The sequence below is a fragment of the Streptomyces sp. NPDC086147 genome (genome assembly GCF_040702165.1).
Lineage (GTDB): Bacteria > Actinomycetota > Actinomycetes > Streptomycetales > Streptomycetaceae > Streptomyces.
The window spans coordinates 126,501-146,015 of sequence record NZ_JBFBJO010000006.1; the positions used below are offsets into that span (position 1 = coordinate 126,501).

At 72.9% G+C, this 19,515-nt stretch carries 15 protein-coding genes; 5 read left to right on the forward strand and 10 right to left on the reverse strand.

The window, feature by feature from the left end; genetic code table 11:
- Positions 1-13: 13 nt before the first annotated feature.
- The 3 genes from AB0398_RS15915 to AB0398_RS15925 are packed head-to-tail and all read right to left on the reverse strand — an operon-like array spanning position 14 to position 3,194.
- On the reverse strand, positions 14-883 hold the full coding sequence (locus AB0398_RS15915) for a carbohydrate ABC transporter permease (RefSeq protein WP_366375445.1): 870 nt from the start codon (positions 881-883) through the stop codon (positions 14-16).
- Positions 880-1,893 (reverse strand): sugar ABC transporter permease, encoded by a 1,014-nt coding sequence (locus AB0398_RS15920; protein WP_366375447.1) that lies wholly within the window; start codon positions 1,891-1,893, stop codon positions 880-882. Before AB0398_RS15920 ends, AB0398_RS15915 begins: the two co-directional genes overlap by 4 nt.
- Positions 1,894-1,913: 20 nt before the next feature.
- Complete coding sequence (locus AB0398_RS15925; protein ID WP_366375449.1) at positions 1,914-3,194, reverse strand: extracellular solute-binding protein; 1,281 nt, start codon at positions 3,192-3,194, stop codon at positions 1,914-1,916.
- A 357-nt stretch (positions 3,195-3,551) separates the two neighbouring features.
- Between AB0398_RS15925 and AB0398_RS15930 the strand changes: the two genes are divergently transcribed.
- On the forward strand, positions 3,552-4,586 hold the full coding sequence (locus AB0398_RS15930) for a LacI family DNA-binding transcriptional regulator (protein WP_366375451.1): 1,035 nt from the start codon (positions 3,552-3,554) through the stop codon (positions 4,584-4,586).
- A gap of 74 nt (positions 4,587-4,660) precedes the next feature.
- Positions 4,661-5,569, forward strand: a complete 909-nt coding sequence (locus AB0398_RS15935) for a phosphatase PAP2 family protein (protein WP_366375453.1) — start codon at positions 4,661-4,663, stop codon at positions 5,567-5,569.
- A gap of 13 nt (positions 5,570-5,582) precedes the next feature.
- Here AB0398_RS15935 and AB0398_RS15940 read toward each other — a convergent pair whose 3' ends face one another.
- Positions 5,583-7,154, reverse strand: coding sequence for an amidohydrolase (locus AB0398_RS15940; protein WP_366375455.1), 1,572 nt, complete (start codon positions 7,152-7,154; stop codon positions 5,583-5,585).
- On the reverse strand, positions 7,064-8,608 hold the full coding sequence (locus AB0398_RS15945; protein WP_366375457.1) for an APC family permease: 1,545 nt from the start codon (positions 8,606-8,608) through the stop codon (positions 7,064-7,066). The genes AB0398_RS15940 and AB0398_RS15945 overlap by 91 nt, the downstream gene beginning before the upstream one ends.
- A gap of 160 nt (positions 8,609-8,768) precedes the next feature.
- Here AB0398_RS15945 and AB0398_RS15950 point away from each other — a divergent pair, with 160 nt between their 5' ends.
- Positions 8,769-9,377, forward strand: coding sequence for a TetR/AcrR family transcriptional regulator C-terminal domain-containing protein (locus AB0398_RS15950; RefSeq protein WP_366375458.1), 609 nt, complete (start codon positions 8,769-8,771; stop codon positions 9,375-9,377).
- An 80-nt stretch (positions 9,378-9,457) separates the two neighbouring features.
- Here AB0398_RS15950 and AB0398_RS15955 read toward each other — a convergent pair whose 3' ends face one another.
- Complete coding sequence (locus AB0398_RS15955) at positions 9,458-12,445, reverse strand: bifunctional [glutamine synthetase] adenylyltransferase/[glutamine synthetase]-adenylyl-L-tyrosine phosphorylase (protein WP_366375460.1); 2,988 nt, start codon at positions 12,443-12,445, stop codon at positions 9,458-9,460.
- Positions 12,446-12,820: 375 nt separating this feature from the next.
- Here AB0398_RS15955 and AB0398_RS15960 point away from each other — a divergent pair, with 375 nt between their 5' ends.
- Positions 12,821-15,061, forward strand: coding sequence for a PIG-L family deacetylase (locus AB0398_RS15960; protein WP_366375461.1), 2,241 nt, complete (start codon positions 12,821-12,823; stop codon positions 15,059-15,061).
- A 46-nt stretch (positions 15,062-15,107) separates the two neighbouring features.
- Here AB0398_RS15960 and AB0398_RS15965 read toward each other — a convergent pair whose 3' ends face one another.
- Positions 15,108-16,352: a cytochrome P450 gene (locus AB0398_RS15965; RefSeq protein ID WP_366375463.1), complete on the reverse strand. Its 1,245-nt coding sequence runs from the start codon at positions 16,350-16,352 to the stop codon at positions 15,108-15,110.
- The gene (locus AB0398_RS15970; RefSeq protein WP_366375465.1) at positions 16,349-17,614 is read right to left on the reverse strand and encodes a cytochrome P450; all 1,266 of its coding nucleotides are present in this window, start codon (positions 17,612-17,614) and stop codon (positions 16,349-16,351) included. The genes AB0398_RS15965 and AB0398_RS15970 overlap by 4 nt, the downstream gene beginning before the upstream one ends.
- Positions 17,615-17,942: 328 nt before the next feature.
- Here AB0398_RS15970 and AB0398_RS15975 point away from each other — a divergent pair, with 328 nt between their 5' ends.
- Complete coding sequence (locus AB0398_RS15975) at positions 17,943-18,374, forward strand: VOC family protein (protein ID WP_366375466.1); 432 nt, start codon at positions 17,943-17,945, stop codon at positions 18,372-18,374.
- A gap of 63 nt (positions 18,375-18,437) precedes the next feature.
- Here AB0398_RS15975 and AB0398_RS15980 read toward each other — a convergent pair whose 3' ends face one another.
- Together AB0398_RS15980 and AB0398_RS15985 are read right to left on the reverse strand one after the other, a co-directional pair.
- On the reverse strand, positions 18,438-18,932 hold the full coding sequence (locus AB0398_RS15980; RefSeq protein ID WP_366375468.1) for a GNAT family N-acetyltransferase: 495 nt from the start codon (positions 18,930-18,932) through the stop codon (positions 18,438-18,440).
- Positions 18,933-18,973: 41 nt separating this feature from the next.
- Entirely contained in the window at positions 18,974-19,498 is a 525-nt protein-coding gene (locus AB0398_RS15985) for an Imm21 family immunity protein (RefSeq protein WP_366375470.1), read from the reverse strand.
- Positions 19,499-19,515: the final 17 nt, after the last annotated feature.

Consider the following 19,515-nt stretch of genomic DNA (forward strand, 5'->3'; position numbering starts at 1 on the left):
GCGGTGGTCGGGCTCAGCCCTTGACGGCACCGGCGGACATGCCGGTGACCAGGTGCCGCTGGGCGAAGAGGAACACCAGCGCCGCGGGGACGGCGATGAGCACGGAGGCCGCGGACATCGGGCCCCACTGGGCGCCGTACTGGTTGACGAACTTCTGCAGTCCGCCCGCGAGGGTGAGGTTCTCGTCGCCGACCATGAAGGCGGAGGCGTAGGCGACCTCGCCCCACGCGGTGATGAAGGAGTAGAACGCGGTGACGGCGATGCCCGGCTTGGCCAGCGGCAGGATCAGCCGCCAGAAGGTGCCGAACGGGGTGAGGCCGTCGACGTAGCCGGACTCGTCGATCTCGCGCGGGATGGTGTCGAAGAAGCCCTTCATCATCCAGGCGCAGAACGGGACGGCGATGGTCAGGTACGTGATGACCAGGCCGACCGGCTGGTTGAGCAGGCCCATCGACGCCATGATGTTGTAGATCGGCACGATCAGGACGGCGACCGGGAACATCTGGGTGATGAGCAGCGTCCACATCAGGCCGCGCTTGCCGGGGAAGCGGAAGCGGCTGACGGCGTAGCCGGTGGTGGCCGAGATGAAGACGCCGATGAGCGTGGTGAGGCCGGCGACGAGCAGCGAGTTGCCGAACCAGGTGAGGAACGGGGTGTCCTTCAGGAGGTTCGTGTAGTTCTCGAAGGTCGTCTCCTTCACGAAGTCCGTGGTGGTCGCGTACTTCGCCGGCTTCAGCGAGGTGAGCAGCACCCAGAGCACCGGGAAGACCGCGATCACCGAGGTGACGATCAGGGTGAGGTGCAGCCCGGCCGAGGCGAGCGGCGAACGGCGGCCGCGGACCGGGGCGTTCGTGAGCTGGGGGGTGGGGGTCGTGGTGGTCACCAGACTTCTCCCTGCTTGCGGAGGACGCGCCGGTAGATCGCGGCGAAGACCATCAGGAGGACCAGGATCAGCACGCCCCACGTGGAGGACTGCGCGAAGTCGCGCGGGCTGATCTCGAAGGAGAACTTGTAGGCCTGGGTGACGAGGATCTGGGTGGCCTCGCCGGGTCCGCCCCGGGTGAGCAGGAAGATCACCGGGAACATGTTGAAGGTCCAGATGGTGGAGAGCAGGATCACCGTCGTGGAGACCGAGCTGAGGCCGGGCATGGTGATGTTGCGGAACCGCTGCCAGGCGTTGGCGCCGTCCATCTCGGCGGCCTCGTACAGCTCGCCGGGGATGGACTGGAGGCCGCCGAGGAGGGCGACCATCATGAAGGGGACGCCGAGCCAGACGTTGACGGCGATGACCGCGAGCTTCGCCACCGTCGGGTCGTTGAGCCAGGGCACGGCGGAGATCCCGCCGCCCGCCAGGACCTCGTTGAGCAGGCCGCGGCGCTCGTCGAAGAGGAAGCGCCAGGCGAAGACGGAGACGAAGCCGGGGACGGCCCAGGGCAGGATCAGCAGCATCCGGTAGACGGAGCGGCCGGCGATCCTGCGGTTGAGCAGGTTGGCGAGGCCGAGGCCGAGGGCGAAGGTGATCGACACGCACGCGACCGTCCACACGACGGTCCAGACGAGCGTGTCGAGGAACTGGCTCCCGGTGAGCGCGTCGACGTAGTTGTCCACGCCGACGAACTCGTAGGTGGCGGGGATCTGGTTGACGCCGATGGACCGGGCGACGTTCCGCTCGTTCGCGTCGGTGAACGACAGGTAGATGCCTCGCACCAGCGGGTAGCCGATGATCACGCCGATCACGACGACCACCGGGGCGACCATCGCCCAGGCGTACCAGTGGGTGGCGAAGGAGCGCTTCCGGGTGCTCCGGCGCTTGCCAGTTCCGCGGCTCCGGCCGCGGGCGACAGTGTCGCCCGCGGCCTTCGCCACCGACTGGCCGGTGGTGTCCACGGCCATCAGCCGGCCTGCCTTCCTTCTTACTTCCAGTCCTTCAGGAGCTTGCGGTAGGACTCGCCGATCGCCTTGGCGCCGGCCTCGGGGGTGGTCTGCCCGGTGAGGACCTTGGTGTACTCGACCTTGACGGGCTCGAAGAGGCTGCCGCCCTCGGGGATCCACGGGCGCTCGACGGACTTCTGCACGACCGGCTTGAAGAAGGAGATCATCTCGTTGGTCGCCACGTCGGGCTTGATGTAGACGGACTCGCGGGTCGGGAGGAGGCTGAGCTCCTTCGCGATGGCGGTCTGCGTCTCGACCGAGGTCATGTACTCGGTGAAGGCGTAGGAGGCGTCGAGGTTCTTGGAGCCCGCGTAGACGGCGAGGTTGTGGCCGCCCTGCGGGGCGCCCTGGCCGCCGGAGCCGGCCGGGACCGGGGCGATGCCCAGGTTGGCCTTGTCCGTGAACTCCTTGCCGGCGTAGGTGTCGGCGACGGCCCACGGGCCGTTGATCATCATGGCGACCTTGCCGTCCTTGAAGGCGGCCTGCATGTTGTCCCAGCCGTTGGTCGCGTCGGTGATCGCGGTCTTCGAGTCGACCAGGTCCTTGACGACCTTGAGCGCCTTCACGCCGGGCTCGCCGTCGATGGTGACCGTCTTCTTCTCGGCGTCGACCAGGTCGCCGCCCTCGCCGTAGAGGAAGGAGAGGAACCAGTACGGGTCGTCGCCGCGCAGGTAGAGACCGGTCTTGCCGGTCTTCTCCTTGATCTTGGCGGAGACGGTCTTCAGCTCGTCGATGCTCTTGGGGACCTCGACGCCCGCGTCCTTGAAGATCTTCTTGTTGTAGAAGATGCCCATGGAGTCGATGACCTGCGGGACGGCGTAGGTCTTGCCGTTGTACTTGGTGGAGGCGGCGGCCTGGTCCAGGAAGTCGTCGGCGTCCTTGAGGGCCGCGGTGCCTTCGAGCGGGGCCAGGTAGCCCAGGTCCGCGAACTCGGGGGTCCAGGCGACCTCGGAGCGGATGACGTCGGGCGCGCCGGAGCCGGACTGCGCGGCGTTCTTGAACTTGTTCTGCGCCTCGCCGAAGGGCACGTTCACGTACTTGACGGTGACCTTGGGGTGCTTCTTGGTGAAGTCCTCGGCGATCTTCTTGAAGACCTTGTCCTCGGAGCCGACCGTGGAGGTGTCCCACCAGGTCACGGTGCCGGAAAGCTCGCCCGAGCCCTTCGAGCCGCCGTTGTCGGAACCGCTGTCGCCGCTCCCGCAGGCCGCCAGGGTCACGCCCAGGGCCGCGACCAGCGCGGTGGCCGCTATGCCACGCCGCATGTGAACTCCTTCGACTGATCCCGGGGGGACGAGGGGCTGGAACCTTCCTCATGCGACCGCTCCCTCGCGGCGCTCCGGGTTGGCAGGAACGTAACAGGGATGAAAACGAGCCGAAAGACCTTGCGGGATTTTTCTGCAAGACCCGGGGATCGTTACATCCGCGTGTCCCTAAGGTTGCCGACGGGTCGCTTGACAGGGGTGAAAGTGCGCCCTTCCGCACCTCGCGCGCCCCTGACGCACCTCCGGTACGCCCCGCAAGAACTGCAAGACCTTGCAGAAGGGCGACTCCCGGCCACGGCGGACGGGGCGCGCCGGGGCGGTGGGCAATACGCCCCGTGACCGGTACAGTCCACTCCCATGACCGCGCGGCTCTCCGACATCGCAGCCCAGGCGGGGGTCAGTGAGGCCACAGTCAGCCGCGTGCTCAACGGAAAGCCCGGCGTGGCCACCGCCACCCGCGAATCCGTCCTCGCCGCGCTCGACGTGCTCGGCTACGAGCGGCCCGTGCGCCTGCGCCAGCGCAGCGCGGGACTCGTCGGCCTCATCACCCCCGAGCTGGACAACCCGATCTTCCCCGCCCTGGCGCAGGTCATCGGGCAGGCCCTGACCCGGCAGGGGTACACCCCGGTCCTCGCCACCCAGACCCCCGGCGGGTCCACCGAGGACGAGCTGACCGACATGCTGGTGGAGCGCGGCGTCGCCGGCATCATCTTCGTCTCGGGGCTGCACGCCGACACCACCGCCGACACGTCCCGCTACGACCGGCTGCGCGGCAAGGGCGTCCCGTACGTCCTCCTCAACGGCTTCTCGCCCAAGGTGCAGGCGCCCTTCGTGTCGCCCGACGACCGGGCCGCGATGCGGCTCGCGGTGACGCACCTGGCCGCGCTCGGGCACACCCGGATCGGGCTCGCCGTCGGGCCGAAGCGGTTCGTGCCGGTGCTGCGCAAGATAGAGGGCTTCCAGAAGGGCATGGAGGAGCGGCTCGGCCTCGCCCCGGAGGAGTCCGAGGAGCTGATCCAGCACTCCCTGTACACCCTGGAGGGCGGCCAGGCCGCGGCGGGCGCGCTGATCGCGCGCGGCTGCACGGCGGTCGTCTGCGCGAGCGACATGATGGCGCTCGGCGCGATCCGGGCGGCCCGGCAGCAGGGGCTCGACGTGCCGAGGGACGTCTCCGTCGTCGGCTTCGACGACTCCCCCCTCATAGCGTTCACCGATCCGCCGCTGACCACCATCCGGCAGCCGGTGCAGGCGATGGGACAGGCCGCGGTCCGCGCGCTGCTCGAAGAGGTGGGCGGCACCCCGGCCCCGCACTCCGAATTCGTCTTCATGCCCGAGCTGGTGGTCCGGGGTTCCACCGCCTCCGCGCCGTCCTCCGTCAGGCCTCCTTCCTGAGACCGACCGGGTGCGCACCGGGCCCGACCTTGGGATGATCGGTCGGGGGCGGCCATCTGGCAGACTCTCCTCCCATGGGTGAAACGACCGTGAAGCGTGTGGACAACCGGACGACCCCGTCGTCACCCATCGCGGCCGACGGCAGGCTGTCGCGGCTGCGCACGCGCGTGCCCCGGCGTCCCACCATCTGGTTCGAGATCCTGCTCATCGCGGTGAGCTACTGGACCTACTCCCTCATCCGCAACGCGGTGCCGGAGCAGAAGGCCCAGGCGCTCGAGAACGCCGACTGGATCTGGCGGGCCGAGGAGTCCCTCGGGCTCGCCTTCGAGCACACCGTCAACCACGCCGTGAACTCGGTGACGTGGCTGATCGTGACGATGAACTACTACTACGCGACGCTGCACTTCGTCGTGACCATCGGTGTGCTGGTGTGGCTGTACCGATGGCAGCCGGGCCGTTACGCGGCGTTCCGCACGGTCCTGTTCGCGACCACCGGCGTGGCCCTGGTCGGCTACTACCTGTATCCGCTCGCGCCGCCGCGGCTCATGAACGGCCAGGACTTCATCGACACGGTCCTGGTCCACCACACCTGGGGCTCGATGGCCTCGGGGAACCTCAAGCACGTGTCGAACCAGTACGCGGCGATGCCATCGATGCACATCGGCTGGTCGCTCTGGTGCGGGATCACGATCTTCCTGCTCGCGAAGGCGCCCTGGGCGCGGATCCTGGGCCTGCTCTACCCGACGGCGACCCTCGTCGTCATCGTGGCCACCGCCAACCACTTCTGGCTGGACGCGGTCGGCGGCATGATCTGCCTGGCCTTCGGCTTCGCCGTCTCGTACTTCTGGTACGGCTCGCGGCCCCACCGGCTGCCGAAGCTGGTGGAGCCGGTGGAGCCCGTGGGCGTGGTCGCGCACGGCGGCCCGGCCCCGGAGGCGGACCGCGAGGGCGACCTGGAACGGCCGGTCGACTCCCGGCGCTAGCCGGCCCCCTTTCTCAGTTCCCCCGGTACGTGATCCGGCCGCCCGCGACGGTGAGCCGGACCGGGGCCTCGGCGGTCTCGTCCGCCGGGGCCTCCACCGGGTCCAGGGCGAAGGCGGTGAGGTCGGCCCGGAAGCCGGGGGCGATCCGGCCCGCGACCGTCTCCTCCCCCGCCGCGAACGCCGCGTGCGTGGTCATCCCCTCCAGGGCCATGAGGCCCGTGAGCCCGTGCCGGGCCGAGGCCGCGCCGCGCGGGGCGCGGGCGGTGGCGAGGACCTGCCGGGCGTCGTGGTGCGCGATGGGCCAGTCGGAGCCGAGCGCGAGGTGCGCCCCGGCGTCCCGCAGGTCGCGGCAGCGCCAGGCGCGCCCGGCCCGCTCCTCCCCCAGCCGTACGGACCACTCGTCGGTGCGGTCGGCGCGGGTGTAGGCGGTGTGCGGGGGCTGCATCGAGGCGGCGACGCCGAGCGCGGCGAAGCGCCCGAGCTGGTCGTCGGGGACGGTCTCGATGTGCTCGATCCGGTGCCGGGGGCCGCCCGTACCGAGGCCTTCGACGGTGTCGAGGGCGTGGCGGACGGCCGCGTCGCCGATGGCGTGGGTGGCGGTGCCGACCCCGGCGCGGTGGAGCCGGGCCACGGCGGCGGAGTACGCGGCCGGGTCGGGCCAGAAGGCGTCGGTGCCCCGGCCGTGGCAGTCGGCGTGCTCCAGCCAGGCGGTGCCGCCCTCGACGGTGCCGTCCATGAAGAACTTCACCCCGCCGATCCGCCACAGCCGGCCGGCCCGCTCCTGGAGCCGTACGAGGGCGTCGAGCTCGTCGTCGGTGACGCCGGGCATGCACCAGGGGGCGAGGCGCAGGCGCAGCGGCAGGTCGCCGTCCTCCTCGATCGCGGCGAGCAGGCCGGGGACGTCGTGTCCGCCGAGGTCCATGACGTGGGCGGAGGCGAGGCCGGTGGCGGCCATGGCGGTGAGCAGGGCGACGAGCCGGTCGCGGCGCTCGGCGTACGGCAGGACGGGCAGGACCGGAGTCATCAGGTCCATGGCCGCGTGCTCGACCAGGTGCCCGGTGGGGCGTCCGCCGGCGTCGCGGACGACCTCGGCGCGCTGGGCGAAGGCGCGGGGCCCGTCGACGCCGGCGGCCCCGAGGGCGGCGGCGCTGACCAGGGCGGAGTGTCCGTCGTAGAGGCGCAGGTGGGCGGGGGCGCCGTCGAGGGCGTCCTCGATCAGGTCGTGGTGGACGGGCCGGCCGCCGAAGGCGTTGTGGTCGAGGCCGAAGCCGAGGACCCAGCCGTCGCGGCGCTCGGCCGCCTTGAGCGCGGCCCGCAGCCCGTCGAGGTCGGTGACGGCCGAGAGGTCGGTGCCCGCGGTCATCTCCAGGCCCCAGACGGGGTGGCTGTGGGCGTCGGTGAGGCCGGGGACGAGGGTGGCTCCGGCGAGGTCGACGGTCTCGGTGCCGGGTCCGGCCCAGGCGCGGGCCTCGGCGTCGGTGCCGAGGGCGGTGATCAGCCCGTCGCGGACGGCGACGGCGGTGTGGCCGGTGAGCTCGGGGTCGCGGACGCGGGCGTTGACGAGGACGAGGTCGGGTGCGGACACGGGAGGTCTCCGGTTTCGGACGGTTCGGCGGCGAAGCGGGCGTAGACCTCGGGGCGGGTGCGGCGGAGCCGGCGCGCCAGGAGGAGCCCGAGGAGGAAGACGGCGGGGACGAGGGAGACGAGCACGGTGTCGACCGTGGTCGTGGCGCCGGTGAAGAGGTCGACGTGGGTGACGACGAGGACGATCGCGGCGGCGAGGAGGACGAAGGCGGTGAGGGGGGCGACGACGGTCCGCAGCACGCCCTCGCGGTGGTCGATCCGCCGGAAGAAGCAGGGCACGGCGAGCGCGGCGAGCAGCTGGAGGAGCATCAGGCCCAGCATCCCGGGGGTGTTCACCCAGAGCAGCAGCTGCTGGTACGGGTCGGCTCCGGCGAGCGCGAAGGCGAGGACGACGACGGCGCCGAGCACGGTCTGGGCGGCCCCGGCGACGTACGGGGAGCGGTGGCGGGGGTGGATCCGGCCGAGCGCCTTCGGCAGGACGCCCTCCTCGGCGAGGGCGAGGGTGTAGCGGTTGATGGCGTTGTGGAAGGCGAGCAGGGAGGCCAGGACGCTGGTGACGATGAGGACGTGCATCAGGTCGGCGGCCCAGGCTCCGACGTAGGTGGTGATGGCGGCGAAGAAGAGGCCGCCGGGGTCGTCGGCGGCGGCCCGGACCACCTTGTCCTCGCCGAAGGCCTGGATCACGGTCCAGACGACGAAGGCGTAGAAGAGGCCGAGGAAGGCGACCGCGGCGTAGGTGGCGCGGGGGATGGTGCGGGCGGGGTCGCGGGCCTCGCGCCGGTAGATGACGGTGGACTCGAAGCCGGTGAAGGCGGCGAAGGCGAAGGCCAGGACGGCGGCGGTGCCGCCGGTGAGGACGTGGGCGGGGGCGAGGCCGCCGAGGGAGAGGCCGTGGGCCCCGCCGTCGAGCAGGACGCCGCCGGCGAGGAGGACGAGGATGCCGGTCTCGGCGACGAGGAGGACGCCGAGGACCTTGGCGCCGAAGTCGATGGAGCGGTAGCCGCCGTACCAGATCAGGAGCAGGCCGGCGAGGGAGACGGGCAGCCAGGGGACGTCGTGGCCGAGGGCGGCGGCGGTGTCCGAGGTGGCGGAGCCGAGGAGCCCGTACACCCCGATCTCCATGCCGTTGTAGCCGAGCATGGCGACGAGGGCGGCGGCGATGCCGACCGGGGTGCCGAGGCCGCGCGCGATGTACGCGTAGAAGGCGCCGGCGCTGCGGACGTGGCGGCTCATGGTGGTGAAGCCGACGGCGAAGACGGTGAGGGTGAGACCGGCCAGGAGGTAGCCGACGGGGGCGCCGATGCCGCCGAGCAGGATGGCGACGGGGGCGACGCCGGCCATGACGGTGAGGGGGGCGGCGGCGGAGACGACGAAGAAGGAGACGTCGGCGGTGGTGAGGGTGCCGGTCCTCAGTCCCGGGGGCGCGCCGGGAGCGGGTGGGGCGGGTGCGGACATGGCTGGGGAGGGCCTTCCGGTGGCGGGTGGCAGGTGTGTCGGGATGTCCGGCCGGACGTAAACCTAAAGGCTTTCGGTTTGCGCAATGTAGCCTCGACTCCGACCGTTCGGGAAGACCCGACGGGAATCCGACGGGAACCCGGACAGGAAGTGACGCCCCATGGGCCGGCCGCGCAGACCCCTCCTCGACCGGGAGCGCATCGCCGCCACGGCGCTCGAAGTCGTGGACGAGCGGGGCGAGTTCAGCGTCCCGCAGATCGCGAAGCGGCTCGGGGTGCAGACGGCCTCCGTCTACCACCACGTGGACGGGCGGGAGGGGATCGTGGAGCTGCTCCGCGAGCGGGTGGCCGCCGGCATCGACGGCGCGACCCTGGACCTGGACCCCTGGGACGAGGCGCTCGTCGCCTGGGCCCGCTCCTACCGGGCCGCCTTCGCCGCCCATCCGCGCGCGATCCCGCTCCTCATGACCTCGCCGGTGCGGGCCCCGAAGGTCCTGGCCCAGTACGAGAAGGCCGTCGGCCGGCTGCTCGACGCGGGGTTCGCCCTGCCGGACGTCATGCCCGTGATCATCGCCCTGGAGAACCTCGTCCTGGGCTCGGCCCTCGACCTGGCCGCCCCCGAGTCGATGTGGGAACTCGCCGACGAGACGGCCACCCCGCGCCTGGCCCGCGCCCTGGACGCGGTCCCGGAGGGCCGCGCGAACCAGGCGTTCGAGCTGGCGCTCACGGGGTACTTGGCGCACGTCCGGAAGCTGCTCGACGCGTCGTAGGGGTCGCGCCGGTCCACGGACCGGGCCGGGTCGGTCACCGGCCCGGCCCCGCCGGGGGCGTCACGCCCCCGCCGGAGGCGTCACGCCCCGTAGAACAGTTCCTCGACGACCGCCCTGGCCCGGCGGGTGATCCGCCGGTAGTCGTCGACCATCTCGCCCACGTGGCCCGACTCGTACCCCAGGTACCGCCCCACCGCCGCGAGTTCGCGCGGCTGGGAGGGGAAGGTGTCGCCGGGACGGCCGCGCACCAGCATCACCGCGTTGCGGACGCGGGTGGCGAGGACCCACGCCTCGTCCAGGATCTGCGCCTCCTCCGTGGGGACGAGCCCGGCCGCGTGGGCGGCGGCGAGCGCCTCGCGGGTACGGGTCGTCCGCAGCCCCGGCTCGGCCCAGCCGTGCCGCATCTGGAGGAGCTGGACCGTCCACTCGACGTCGCTCAGGCCGCCGCGCCCCAGCTTGGCGTGGAGCGTCGGGTCGGCGCCGCGCGGCAGCCGCTCGGACTCCATCCGGGCCTTGAGGCGGCGGATCTCGCGGACCGCGTCCTCGCCGAGCCCCTCGGCCGGGTACCGCAGCGGGTCGATCAGCTCGATGAACTCCCCGCCCAGGTCCGCGTCGCCCGCCATGTGCTCGGCGCGCAGCAGCGCCTGGCTCTCCCAGACCAGCGACCAGCGGCGGTAGTAGGCGGCGTACGACTTCAGGGTGCGGACCATGGGGCCGCTCTTGCCCTCCGGCCTGAGGTCCGCGTCGATCAGTAGCGGCGGGTCGGCGGTGGGCAGTTGGAGGAGCCGCCGCATCTCGGTGACCACCCGGTTCGCGGCCCGGGCCGCCTCCTGCTCGTCGACCCCCTCGCGCGGCTCGTGCACGAACAGGACGTCGGCGTCGGAGCCGTACCCCACCTCGTGGCCGCCGAAGCGGCCCATGCCGATGACCGCGAACCGGGTCGGCAGCTCCTCGCCCCACTCGGCGCGCACGGCGGCCCGCAGCGCGCCCGCGATCGTGGCCGCGTTGAGGTCGGTGACGGCCTCCCCCACCCGGTCGACGAGCGCGCCCGGGTCGGGCTCGCGGGGGCTGTCCTCGGTGCCGTACGAGCCGATGAGATCGGCCGCCGCGGTGCGGAACAGCTCCCGGCGGCGCACCCCGCGCGCCGCCGCGACCGCCTGCTCGGCGTCGTCCGCGCGCCCGACCGCCGCCAGGACCTCCTGCTCCAGGTGGCCCCGGTCGCGCGGCTTCAGGCCTTCCGGGTCGCCGAGGATGGCGACCGCCTCGGGGGCGCGGAGCAGCAGGTCGGGGGCGAGCCGCCCGGCGGAGAGGACCCGGGCGAGGTTCTCGGCGGCGGCCCCCTCGTCGCGGAGCAGCCGCAGGTACCAGGGGGTCTTGCCGAGGGCGTCGGAGACCTTGCGGAAGCCGAGGAGTCCGGCGTCCGGGTCGGCCGAGTCCGCGAACCAGCCGAGCAGCACGGGCAGCAGGGTCCGCTGGATCGCGGCCTTCCGGCTGACCCCGGAGGACAGCGCCTCCAGGTGGCGCAGGGCGGCGGCGGGGTCCGCGTACCCCAGTGCTTCGAGCCGCTGCCCGGCCGCCTTCGGGCTGAGCCGGATCTCGCCGGGGGCGAGCTGGGCGACGGCGTCGAGCAGCGGGCGGTAGAAGATCTTCTCGTGCAGCCGGCGGACGACGGCCGCGTGGCGCCGCCACTCCTTGATGAGCGCGGCGACCGGGTCGGTGCGCAGGCCGAGGGAGCGGCCGAGGCGGCGCAGGTCGGCCTCGTCCTCGGGGACGAGGTGGGTGCGGCGCAGCCGGTAGAGCTGGATGCGGTGCTCCATGGCCCGCAGGAAGCGGTACGCCTCGTCGAGCTGGGCCGCGTCGGCCCGGCCGACGTAGCCGCCGGCGGCGAGGGCCGCGAGCGCGTCGAGGGTGGCGCCGCTGTGCAGGGTGGCGTCGCTGCGGCCGTGCACGAGCTGGAGGAGCTGGACGGCGAACTCGACGTCCCGCAGGCCCCCGGGGCCGAGCTTCAGCTCGCGGTCGATCTGGGCGGCCGGGATGTTGTCGACGACCCGGCGGCGCATCCGCTGCACGTCGGGGACGAAGTTCTCCCGCTCGGCGGCCTGCCAGACGAGCGGCGAGACGGCCTCGATGTACCGCTCGCCGAGCTCCCGGTCGCCCGCGACGGCGCGCGCCTTCAGGAGGGCCTGGAACTCCCAGGTCTTCGCCCAGCGCTGGTAGTAGGCGAGGTGGGAGGAGAGGGTGCGGACGAGGGGGCCGTTGCGGCCCTCCGGGCGCAGGTTGGCGTCGACCGGCCAGATGGTGCCCTCGACGGTGGTCTCCGAGCAGATCCGCATCAGGTGGGAGGCGAGCCGGGTCGCCGCCTGGATCGCCTTGCCCTCGTCGGCGCCCTCGGCCGGCTCCCCGACGAAGATCACGTCGACGTCGGAGACGTAGTTCAGCTCGTGGCCGCCGCACTTGCCCATCGCGATCACCGCGAGCCGGCACTGGGCGGCGTCGTCGGGCGCGGCGGCCTCGGCGATGGCGAGCGCGGCGCGCAGGGTCGCGGTCGCCAGGTCGGCCAGCTCGGCGGCGGCCTGGGCGACGTCGGTGGTGCCGCACACGTCGCGGGCCGCTATGGCGAGCAGGCAACGGCGGTAGGCGACCCGCAGCGCGACCGGGTCGGTCGCGTCGGCGAGCCCCCGCTCGAACTCGGCGACCCCCGGATGCAGGTCGGCCGCCTCGTACGTGACGAGGGTCTCCCAGTCGCGGGGGTGACGGGCCAGGTGGTCGGCGAGCGCCTCGGAGGCGCCGAGCACGCCGAGGAGCCGGTCGCGGAAGGGCTTGGCGGAGAGCAGCGTGGTGGTGAACCGCTGCCGCTCGGCCTCGGGCTGCGCCTCGACGAGCCGGACCAGGCCGCGCAGGGCGAGGTCGGGGTCGGCGGTGGCGCCGAGGGCATCGAGGAGGACGGAGTCGCCGCGCAGCTCGGACAGTTCGGGCACGTCGAGGAGCCGCTCGGCTCCCGAGGGGTCGGTGAACCCGTGCCGCAGCAGACGGGTGAACGTGCTGCTCCTGCGTCCCGGCACCGTCATTCCGCCGCTCCCTCCGAGCACCTCCGAGCCGGGGCGAGCCCGGGGGGATCGAGCCTATCCGGCGCGGAGGACGGGGGCGCGCAGGCCTTCGGTTCGAAACGGATCACACGTGACATCCCGCACATCGGTCGCTTTTCCGGTCGGATGAACCGTATTTCTTGAAAGTCCGTCTTGCCGACCGCAGGACTCGTTCGCCCGTCCGTTCGACCCGTGCGTTTCCTCCGTCCCGTCCGTTCGAGCCCTTCGTTCCCGCCGCTCGGCCTCTCCGCTGCCTCCGCTCCCTCCGGGCGACCCGTCCGTTCCCTCCGCCGCCTCCGTTCGACCCGTCCGTTCCCCGCGTTCCATCCGCTCGATCCGAAAGCGCGTCCCCGACCCATGCCCGTCCGCCTCCGCCGCCCCCGCCGTCCCCGCACCTCCGACCGCCCGTCCCGCCGCGCGGCCACCGCGACCGTGGTCACGGCCGCCCTCGTGGGCGGCGCCCTCACCGGGATCCTCTCGATGACGGGCGCGCAGGAGGGACCGGAGGCGCACACGGCGGCGGACGCGCACGCGATGACCGGCGCGCGGGCGGTCCCGGAGTCCGGGACCACCGGGGGATCCGGGACGGCCGGAGGATCCGGGACGGTCACGGGGCCCGGAACGGCCGCGAAGGTCCCCGGGCCCCGGGTCCCCGCGCAGCCGGAGGCGGCCACCGGCGCCCCGGCGGGCCGGAAGACGGCGGCGAAGCCCGTACCGGCCCCGCCGTCCGCGGCCTCGGTGATGCAGGTCGTCGCGCACCCGGACGACGACCTGTTCTTCATGAACCCGGACATATCCCAGTCGCTCCACTCCGACGGCCCGCTGGCCTCCGTCTACCTCACCGCGGGCGAGTCGGACGGCGTCAACGCGCGCCCGCGCGACGCCGCCAAGCCGGCGGCCGACAAGGCGGGCTACGCCGAGGCCCGGCAGAACGGCATACGCGCCGCGTACGCCGAGATGGCGACGGGCAGCAGGACCAGCCCCTGGGACCGGGTCGCGATCCCCACGGCCGGCGGCGCGTGGGCCGAGCTGGACACCCTGCGTGCGAAACCGCAGGTCAAGCTGGTGTGGTTGCAGATGCACGAGGCCGGTTCGATCAGCGGCGACCGCCCGCGCAGCCTCAACGGCCTCTGGCACGGCCGCGTGCGCGCGCTCGGTTCCCAGCGGTCCGCCGGCACCCCGGTCGCCGCCGACTTCTCGTACACCAGGGAGCAGGTCGTCGCGACGATGACCGGGCTCCTGGAGCGCTTCCGGCCGACCTTCGTGCGGATGCAGGACCCGACCCCCGGCACGCACCCGGGGTCGGGGGTGTACCGGGACCACCAGGACCACCTGTACGGGGCCCGGTTCCTCCAGGAGGCGCTGGCCCGGTACGCGAAGCGGCCCGGGCACCCGCACGTCGCCGTGCAGAACTACCTCGGCTACCCGACCGGCGCCCTGCCGCACACCCTCGACGCCGAGGCCGCGGGCGCGAAGCTGAAGACCCTGAAGACGTACGCGTGGCTGGACGGGGTCGCGGACTGCGGGACCCTCGCGGGCTGCGGCGACCTGAAGGTGGCCGCGCGGCCCGCCGGACGGGGCTGGACCCAGACCGTCCGGTACTCCCGGGGCACCTCCACCTCCTGGGTGCAGCGGGAGCCGGACGGCGGTCTGCTCGCCTTCTCCGTCCTCGACGGGCACCTCGGGGTCTGGCGCAAGGCGGCGGACGCCGTCGCGTGGCGGGGTCCGGAGCTGCTGCCCGGCGACGGCGTCGACGCCGGGGTCACCTCCGTGGTCCTGCCCGACGGCCGTGTCTCCGTCTACGGGACCCGGACGGTCCTGAAGGTGAAGGACTACCGCCGTGAGGTGGTGAGCACGACCCAGACCGCGCCGGGCGGCGGCTTCGGCCCGTGGCGCGCGCTCGGCACCCCCGAGCGGAACGACGCCTCGGGCGCCTCGGACATCAGCGCGCCCGCCGTGGCCGTGGGCGCCGACGGCCGGGCGGTCCTGGCCGTGCGGGACAGCCGCCGCGTCCTCACCTACCGCGAGCAGCGGGCCGACGGGGCGTGGGGGCCGTGGCGCCTCCTGGGCGGTGCGAACGTGATCGGCGATCCGGTGGCGGCGACCGACGCGAGCGGACGCGGGTACGTCTTCGCGAGCACCACGAAGACCGTGCTCGCCTGGGCCCGGCAGCGCCCCGGCGGGCCGCTCACTGCCCTGGCCGGGACCGGTCTGCCCCAGACGACGCTGGCGCTGAGCGCGGCGCCGCACGGCGACGGGGTGCGGCTCTGGTTCCGCAAGCCGGCCTCCGGCGACCTGCGCAGCGCCGACTTCTCGGGTACGGGCCCGGTCTCGCCGTTCACGGAGCTGCCGGGCACCGGGGTCGCCGGCTTCGGCCCGGTGGGCGGCGGCGACGGCCTCCTCGCGGTCCGCTCCCGCACCGGCTTCCTGGCGACGGCGTCGCACGGCGGGGCGGGGACGGGGAAGAAGGGGGCCGGGACGCGTCCGGTGTGGACGCTGGGCCGGTTCCTGTTCGCGGGGGCGCCGACCGCGGGTACGGACGGGGTCGCGGCGATGGGCCTGGACGGGCGGCTGCACTGGACGCCGGCGGGACGCTGAGCCGGGGTGCTTCGGTCCCGGGGCCTTCCGGCCCCGGGGTCCCGGGTCAGCCGCCGAGGAGGACGGGAAACGCCTCCATGTCGTTCTGCGTCATCACGGGAAGCTTGCGGAGGTCGGCGTCCGCGACCGCGAGCCGCAGCCGGGGGAAGCGCGCGAAGAGGGCGGGCAGGGCGATCCCGGCCTCGACGCGGGAGAGGGCGGCGCCGGGGCAGATGTGCGGGCCGTGGCCGAAGGTCATGTGCCGGATCGGGGCGGTCCTGGTGACGTCGAACGCGTCGGCGTCGGGCCCGTGCTGCTCGGGGTCGCGCCCGATCGCCCGGTAGGAGATGACCACGCCCTCGCCCTCGGCGACGACCCCGTCGCCCACCTCGATGTCCTCGGTGGCGAACCGCATGAGGAGGTGGGTGGTGGGGGTGTCCCAGCGCAGGGTCTCCTCGATGACGGCCTCCCAGGAGACCTCCCCGTCGAGGACCAGCTTCAGCTGGTCGGGGTGGGCGAGCAGGGCCCGTACGGCGTTGAGGATGAGGCCGATCGTGGTCTCGTGCCCGGCGGCGACCATCGCCTTGAGGTTGCCGATCACCTCCTCCTCGGTCAGCGGCTCGCCGCCCTCGTCGGCGAGGATGAGCGCGGAGGTCAGGTCGTCGGTGGGCCGCGCGGTCTTCTCGCGGACGAGACCGGCGTAGAAGACGTCCAGGTCGGCGAGGAGGGCGAGGCGCTCGTCCTGCGGCGTGAGCATCGAGAAGAACTTCTTGTACTGCCGGGTGAGCATGGCGTTCGCGGCGGGGTCGACGCCCATCAGCATGCCGACGACCTTCATCGGCAGCGGCTGCGCGAACACGGACTTGAGGTCGACGACGGCCCCGTCCTTCCCGCCCTCCTCCAGGGCGTCGAGGAGTTCGGCGGTGAACTTCTCGATGTCGGGGCGTATCGCTTCGAGGCGGCGGGGGGTGAGCGCCTGGGAGGTCTTGGCCCGCAGCCGGCGGTGCTCGGCGCCGTCGACGGTGAACATGGACCGCCCGGCGTCGATCATCCCGATGAGCGGCCAGGCGTGCGTGACCTCGCCGCTGCGCCACAGGCCCCAGGCGTCGAGGTCCTTCACGAGCCGGGGGTCGACCAGGAGCCGCCGGGCGTCGGCGTGCCGGGTGACGGCCCAGGCGGGCACTCCGAGGAGGTCGATCCGGGCCAGCGGACCGGCGTCGCGCAGCCGCGCCGTCTCGCCGTCCAGGTCCTGGACCATCGGGTCGATGACGACGGTCCCGCCGTCCTGGGCGGCGGCGTGGGGGCAGTTCACGAGAGGTCTCCTGTCGTACGAACGGGGGTGAACCGGACGGGGAGCGAGGTGGTGCCGCGCAGGAAGGCGGAGGGCCGCCGGACGAGCTCCCCGGCGGGGACGGCGAGTTCGAGGTCGGGCAGCCGGTCGAGGAGGACCTCGATGCCGGTGCGGACGACGATCTCGGCGATCTCCTGGGCGGGGAAGGGGCACCGGTACTCGCCGTGGCTGAACGCCAGGTGCGCGCCGCCGCCCCCGTGGGCGCCGTGGGCGCCCTGGCGGATCAGCGGGTCGGTGTTGCCCGCGCCGAGGCCGAGCAGCAGCATGTCCCCGGCCCTGATGTGCTGCCCGCCGAGCCGGGTGTCCCGCACGGCCCAGCGTCCGGCGAGGATCTGGGTCGGGGCGTCCTCCCAGAGCACCTCGGTGGTGGCCTCGGAGACGCTGCGCCGGCCGCCGGCCATCGAGTCGGCGAACGCGTCCTCGGTGAGCATCAGGCGCAGGGAGTTGCCGAGCCAGTCGGCGGTGGTGAGGTGCCCGGCGGCCGTGACGGCCATCAGGTCGAGCACGTACTCCTCGTCGGTGAACTCCTCCGGGAAGGCGAGCATGCGGGAGGTGACGTCGTTCCCGGGCGCGGCCCGCTTGGCGGCGACCAGGCGCGCCATGTGCTCGCCGAACCGCTGGTGGGCGCCGTGCGCGCCGGGCCCGCCGTCGGCCAGGTCCTTCAGCACCTTGGCGATGTCCTCGCCCTCGGCGTCGGGGAAGCCGACGAGGCGGGCGAGGACGAGGACGGGGAGGGGTTCGCAGAAGTCGGCCACGAGGTCGGCCGTGCCGCGGCCGCACACGGCGTCGACGAGCCGGTCGGCGAGCTGCTCGCAGTGCCCGCGGATCTCGAACGGGTCGGCGCCCTCCAGGGCGGGGACCACCATCCGGACGTGCCGCCGGTGCTCCTCCCCCGCGGTGAAGTAGATGGACGGCATGGGCCGCCCGACCATCGGGAGCAGCGGCCAGTCCTCGGGGATGTGCGGCCACTGGTTCCACAGGCCCACGTCGCGCGGGAACAGCTCGCCGTCGCTGGTGACCCGGTGGAGCTCGCGGTACCCGATGACCAGCCAGGCGGGCACCCCGCCCGGCAGCTCGACGGGGACGACGGGCCCGTGGTCGCGCCGCATGGCACGGTAGAGGGCCTGGGGGTCGACCTGGAACCCGGGCCCGTCGAGGGACACGGCGGTGCCCGCGTGGGCGGGGCACCCGGGGGGCGGCTGCTCGGAAGGGGGGCGCGTCATGAGTCCTGAACTCCCGACTCCTGTGGCGACAGCCGCACGTGTCGCGTTCATGTGATCAACGCTGGCTCACTATAGGGAGGTTGTGTGTCGCAGGAGCCCTCAATCGCGATCAATTCCGCACAGCAGGCAGAAGACAACGGCCAGTTGACGATCGACGACGGAATAACAAGGAACAAGAGGGAGCATTCCCACCCCGGCGAACCTTCCCGGTGCGAGAACCGGACGACGGGAACGACGGTTTTCCGTCAGGTCGAGGTGCGGGGCCCGCCCGGGTGGGTGACGGTGGAAGAACCCGGCACCCGGCCTCCTGGAGCACAAGAGGAGAACCATGAACTGGACCCTGGAAGTGGTCCCGGTCCCCGTCACGGACATGGACCGGTCGAAGGAGTTCTACGGCGAGAAGTGCGGCTTCACCGTCGACCTGGACGACGAGGTGGCCCCCGGCACGCGGATCGTCCAGGCGACGCCACCGGGCTCGCGCTGTTCGATCGCGCTGCTGAGCGGGATGCCGCCGATGCCGGGTACGAAGCAGACGCCCCCGGGCGGCCTGCACGGCCTCCAGCTCTGCGTCACGGACATCGAGGCGGCACGGAAGGAGCTGGTGGACCGGGGCGTCGAGGTCTCCCCTGTCCTTCACGTAGGCGCGACGGGCTGGGAGGAGGGGAAGGGCGGCACCTGGAACTCGTTCATGACCTTCGAGGACCCGGACGGCAACGGCTGGGTGGTCCAGGAGGCACCGTCGGAGCTCTCGGAACGCTGAGGGGCGGGGGGTCCAGAGCCCCGGACGCCTCAGAACCCCGAACGCGCCGGAACCCCGGCCGTCTCAGAACCCCACATAGAAGTGCCGGAGCCCGTCGCTCTCCGCGACACACCGCATCCCGGCGGCCTCCATGACCCGGTGCGAGGCGGGGTTGTCCAGGTCGGCGTCCCCCTTGACCCCGGCGACGCCGGCCACCCGGGCGGTTTCGAGGAGCGCGCGCAGGGCCTCGGAGCCGTACCCCTTCCCGCGTGCGCCGGGCACGATCCCGTACCCCACGGTCACGACCCCGACCTCGTCGGGCGGCCCGTGGAACCCGATGCCACCGACGGCTAGCCCGCTCTCGGGAAGCCGTATCTCATAAGCCCGGAAGACCCCGGGATCCCCACGCTCGGCGACGCCCCGCAGGAACCCGCCACACCCCCGCACGTCCCCGTCCTGGGGATACCCCTCCGCCCAGAGGTCCCCGGCGAGGGGCGTCCGCGCGACGATCCGCTCGGCGACGTCGACGGTCAAGGGGCACAGGAGAAGCCGCGCGGTGGCGACGAAGGGGATCTTCACCCCGGAAGTGTGATCACCCGCCGCGCCCCGTGCAACGGATTTCAGCAGGCCAGGAGCCGCACCACACCGACCCAGACGTCCCCGCCCGTCACCTGATGGGCCCCGACCCGCCACCGGCCCGCCGGCAGGTCGACGTCGGCCTGCTCCGGCATTCCCGTGCCGTCGGGGTACGGCGTCCCGAGATCGGCCCCGACGTCGGCGGAGTCCATGAGCACGGCGGCCCCGTCCGTCTCCCAGACGCCACACTCCTCCCAAGGAGTACGGGGGTCGTCCAACAAGGCTTCGGCAGCGGCGACCAACTCCTCCTCGGAGTCGGCCCCGAGCCACCGCACGAAGGCCCGCCGCCCGGACAGGTACCGGGTCGTCGCGGGCTCGTCCCCGAGCACGAGGACGTTCCCCCCGATCACCCCGGCGAGTTCCTCCACCGCACAGGCCCGGTCGTAGTCGTCCGGCACCTCACCACCCCCGACGAGCACCCCGTCCTCCGTACACCCACCCCACTCCCGCAGCCCCGACACCGGCACCACGACGAGCGGCCCGCCCATGGACTCGACCCAGTTCTCCATGCGGCGAGCATGCCACC

What these genes read in the sequence shown, in the direction of transcription:
- AB0398_RS15950 (WP_366375458.1), top strand. Translation starts at nt 8,769, where the DNA reads ATGGGCCGGCCGCGCAGACCCCTCCTCGACCGGGAGCGCATCGCCGCC.
- AB0398_RS15975 (WP_366375466.1), top strand. Translation starts at nt 17,943, where the DNA reads ATGAACTGGACCCTGGAAGTGGTCCCGGTCCCCGTCACGGACATGGAC.
- AB0398_RS15930 (WP_366375451.1), top strand. Translation starts at nt 3,552, where the DNA reads ATGACCGCGCGGCTCTCCGACATCGCAGCCCAGGCGGGGGTCAGTGAG.
- AB0398_RS15955 (WP_366375460.1), bottom strand. Translation starts at nt 12,445, where the DNA reads ATGACGGTGCCGGGACGCAGGAGCAGCACGTTCACCCGTCTGCTGCGG.
- AB0398_RS15945 (WP_366375457.1), bottom strand. Translation starts at nt 8,608, where the DNA reads ATGTCCGCACCCGCCCCACCCGCTCCCGGCGCGCCCCCGGGACTGAGG.
- AB0398_RS15985 (WP_366375470.1), bottom strand. Translation starts at nt 19,498, where the DNA reads ATGGAGAACTGGGTCGAGTCCATGGGCGGGCCGCTCGTCGTGGTGCCG.
- AB0398_RS15960 (WP_366375461.1), top strand. Translation starts at nt 12,821, where the DNA reads ATGCCCGTCCGCCTCCGCCGCCCCCGCCGTCCCCGCACCTCCGACCGC.
- AB0398_RS15970 (WP_366375465.1), bottom strand. Translation starts at nt 17,614, where the DNA reads ATGACGCGCCCCCCTTCCGAGCAGCCGCCCCCCGGGTGCCCCGCCCAC.
- AB0398_RS15925 (WP_366375449.1), bottom strand. Translation starts at nt 3,194, where the DNA reads ATGCGGCGTGGCATAGCGGCCACCGCGCTGGTCGCGGCCCTGGGCGTG.
- AB0398_RS15920 (WP_366375447.1), bottom strand. Translation starts at nt 1,893, where the DNA reads ATGGCCGTGGACACCACCGGCCAGTCGGTGGCGAAGGCCGCGGGCGAC.
- AB0398_RS15935 (WP_366375453.1), top strand. Translation starts at nt 4,661, where the DNA reads ATGGGTGAAACGACCGTGAAGCGTGTGGACAACCGGACGACCCCGTCG.